Origin of the sequence: uncultured Ellagibacter sp. (assembly GCF_934636505.1) — a bacterium.
Classification (GTDB): domain Bacteria; phylum Actinomycetota; class Coriobacteriia; order Coriobacteriales; family Eggerthellaceae; genus Ellagibacter.
The window spans coordinates 1-3,234 of the sequence record NZ_CAKUAL010000115.1 but is presented as its reverse complement, the minus strand read 5'-3'; the positions used below and the strand labels follow the sequence as shown (position 1 = coordinate 3,234).

At 61.2% G+C, this 3,234-nt stretch carries 4 protein-coding genes and 1 other RNA gene; 1 reads left to right on the top strand and 4 read right to left on the bottom strand.

All coding sequences use genetic code 11. The annotated features are described in order from the left end of the window. On the bottom strand, positions 1–579 hold a 579-nt coding region (locus tag Q0G18_RS09200), incomplete at its 3' end, for a thiamine diphosphokinase (protein WP_297152342.1). A gap of 54 nt (positions 580–633) precedes the next feature. Between Q0G18_RS09200 and rnpB the strand changes: the two genes are divergently transcribed. After that, positions 634–973: RNase P RNA component class A (rnpB, locus tag Q0G18_RS09195), an RNA gene on the top strand. Positions 974–1,057: 84 nt separating this feature from the next. Here rnpB and Q0G18_RS09190 read toward each other — a convergent pair. The 3 genes from Q0G18_RS09190 to Q0G18_RS09180 are packed head-to-tail and all read right to left on the bottom strand — an operon-like array spanning position 1,058 to position 3,156. After that, complete coding sequence (locus Q0G18_RS09190; protein WP_297152339.1) at positions 1,058–1,858, bottom strand: DivIVA domain-containing protein; 801 nt, start codon at positions 1,856–1,858, stop codon at positions 1,058–1,060. Positions 1,859–1,890: 32 nt separating this feature from the next. Continuing rightward, positions 1,891–2,151 carry a YggT family protein gene (locus Q0G18_RS09185; protein WP_158050198.1) on the bottom strand — a complete coding sequence of 87 codons (261 nt, stop codon included), beginning with the start codon at positions 2,149–2,151 and terminating at the stop codon, positions 1,891–1,893. A 48-nt stretch (positions 2,152–2,199) separates the two neighbouring features. After that, the gene (locus Q0G18_RS09180) at positions 2,200–3,156 is read right to left on the bottom strand and encodes a cell division protein SepF (protein ID WP_297152336.1); all 957 of its coding nucleotides are present in this window, start codon (positions 3,154–3,156) and stop codon (positions 2,200–2,202) included. Positions 3,157–3,234 lie beyond the last annotated feature (78 nt).

Genomic DNA, 3,234 nt, shown 5'->3' with positions numbered 1-3,234 from the left:
CGGCTTCCCCGTAAGCTCGTTTGAGAGCCCAAGCGACGTGCGGTTGGAAAGCGGCTCGTCGTCAAGCGAGTATTCCAGGCCGCGCTCGATGACGCCGCGCGCCGTGTCGTTCGCCGAGAACACCGACACCACGCCCGCATCAAGCCCCTCGGGCAGCTCGAAGACGTCGGGCCCTGTGACGCAGCGCACCGCGAAGTCGTCCCCTACCCCCGTGACGTAGATGCCCCGCTCAGAGTAGCGCGCGAACAGCTGCAGGTTCGCGATCGTGTGGTCGAGGCGCTTTGCGAGCGCACCGTAGACGAAGAGCTCCTGGTTGTCCCAGAAGACGGCTTTCTCCATAGCGAGCTCCATGTCGCTTTTGTCCTTCTTCACCGGATGACGCGACACGCGACGGCACCGGGGCACGTAGCCAAGGGAGTCGAAGTCGCCAATCGCCATATCGGCTTCGCGCCCGATTGCCTCGAGGGAGGCAAACCCAGCATCGACTGCAATTACGAAATCGAAGGCGCCTGCGGCGTCCATCGCCTTGAAATGCTCGGCGTTGAAGTCGACCGCACCGACAAGCGCACAGGTTCCCATGGTTGATTTGTCCTTTCCGTCACTTTGAGCATGCTCGTGGTACACTATTATACGCGAGTGGGCCTGACGGTCGCGCGCCGCAAGGCGTGAGGAAAGTCCGGGCTCCAAAGGGCAAGATGCCAGCTAACGGCTGGGCGGGGCGACCCGACGGATTAGTGCCACAGAAAAGAAGACTCCCTCTTTTGAGGGAAAAGCTGAAACGGTGCGGTAAAAGCGCACCAGCGCGTCGGCAACGGCGTGGCTTGGTAAACCCCATCTGGAGCAAGCGCAAATAGGAACGCGATACGGTGCCCTTCCGTGCGCTCGGGTTGCGTGCTTGAGACGCGTGGCGACACGCGTTCGAGATAAATGGCCGTCCCAACGACAGAACCCGGCTTATCGACCCACTCGCACTTTGAGGCACAAAGCCCGCATCAGGGCATGAAAAAGGGGCAGTTCGCTTTCGAACTGCCCCTTTCGCGTTTCTTGGAAGATTCCCCTAGTCGAGCTCGTCGAAGGAGAAGTCGTCGTCGGCGTCACCGAAGCCCGAAAGGTCCTTCTCCACCGCGGAGGGCATGGGGGTTGCCGCCGCCACGGCGACGTTGCCCGTCTGGGGCGTGGAGTACGCCACAGGCTCGGCGTTCATGGGAACCTGGACCTGCGCCGTCGCATCGGTGGTGTCGGCGTAGTGCGCCGCAGCGACGGAAGCCTGAGAGCCGCCGCCGATCTCGGCGAGCTTGCGAGAAGCGTCGTTGATGAAGTCGGTGAGAAGTTCCTGATACTCCTCGCGCGCGTCCTCGCGATCGTCCTCGAGCTTGCGAATGGCATCGATGACGTCCTGCTTGTCGTTGTTGGCGCGATCGATGATGCGCTGAGCCTCGTCCTTCGCGTCCTGAATGGTCTCGGCCGCGGTGTTGTTGGCCTTCGCGAGAATCTCGTCAGCGGAGCGCTGCGCGATAATGAGCGCCTGCGCGATGGCGTTGCCGTCGGCCTGCTTCTCTTCAAGCTGCGACTCGAGCTCGCGAATGCGTGCGTTTGCCTCGTCGAGTTCCTGCGAGAAGTCCTGAGCAGGCGCAGGTGCCGGCGCGGCGACAGGAGCTTCCTCAATCGGCTTGGCCGGCGTGTCGAACCCGTCGAAGCGCGAATCGTTCAATTGATCCTGCAGGTCGGCGATCTGGTTGTTGAGATTATCGATCTCATCGGCGACATGCTCGAGAAACACATCGACTTCGTCGACGTCGTATCCCTTGCGGTCAATCGAGAAACTTTGGTTGTGGATTTCAGCCGAGGTGATAGCCATTTATCTTCCCTTCGCCAGCAAAGCCTGCATCTTTACAGCAAGCCTATCAGCAGTCTTACACCAAATTGTAATACAAGCAACGCAACGATTGGACTCACGTCCACCATTCCTCCAATCGGGGGAATGAACTTCTTGAAAAGGTTGAGGTACGGATCGCAGATCTTGCCGAGGACCGTGTTGATGTCGGCAAGGATGCCGCGATCAGTCGGGAACCAGGACAGCATGACATACACGAAGATGAGCATCGAGTACACGTCGGACAGCGATACGATCAGGTATTTCAGGCTCAGCACGAGATAGCCTCCCCAGCTGCGCGTTTCACGCTCGAGATGTTCACCACGTTATAGCACTCCCTGGTTTCGGAGCGCGAGCTTCTCCGCGTCGGTTAAGGCGTCGCCCTTCGTGATCGCGAAGACTTTGTCCCCGACGCATTCCACCCCCGCATCGAGCGCACTCGAGACGCCGAAGGAGAAATCAAGGATGCGCTTGGAAAGCGAGTCGGGCGTGTTGCGAAGCGCGAGGATAACCGCATCGCCGCCTTTAAGAGCCCGGGCGATTTTCTCGACCTCGCCGTAGCTCGCCGGCTTGAGCACCGTGCACGAGCGCTTTGCCACATAGCGCGCGCCCTGCGCCTGGGCGTAGGCGGACTGGGGGTCGTAAGCGGAGCTCGCCTGTACCGAAGCCTTCCGCGCAGTTTCGCTCATTGCCGCGGCGGCGCTTGATTGCGCGGGCTGGCGCGTGAAGGCGCCGAGAGAGCCTTCCGCGGACGCACTCGTCGCACCGGACGTGACGCCCATGTGCGAGGACGGGGTCGTGGTCGCGGCATGCTTGCCCGTCGGCTTCGCCTCGCCCGCCGTCGGCTCGAACAGCGAGTTCAGCCCTTCGGAGCGGGTCGGACGCGAAGCGGCTGCCGCAACGGCGGCCGAGCCCTCTGGCGTCATCGTCGGAGGCAGCGAGCTGTCGACAGTGGTGCGCTCGCCGCGATACGGGGTATGCGCTGTCGTCATGCGGCGCGCAGCAGACGAGGAGGTACTCGATGAGCCCTCCCCGCGCGAGTGCGCACGCACGTCGTTGATTGATACCAGATTCGAGATGGTGGAATTCGAGCGAGCACTGCGGGTCGTTACCGGGGCGTAAGGATCATAGTCGTTTTCGGAGTCGTCCGCGTATTCAGCGTATTCCGAGTAATCATCATCGTAGTCGCCGTAGTCATCGTCGTAGTCGTCGTACCGGTCGTTCGAGCGACCGCGCACGGCACCGCCGCCGAAACCGAGTTTCGATTTGAGTTCGTCCAACATGCCTTAACTCCGTTTCCTTTCTTCCTGGCAGCTCCAGTTGTGGGTTGTCGTGCATCGTTTACAAGCCGCGTTGCGTGC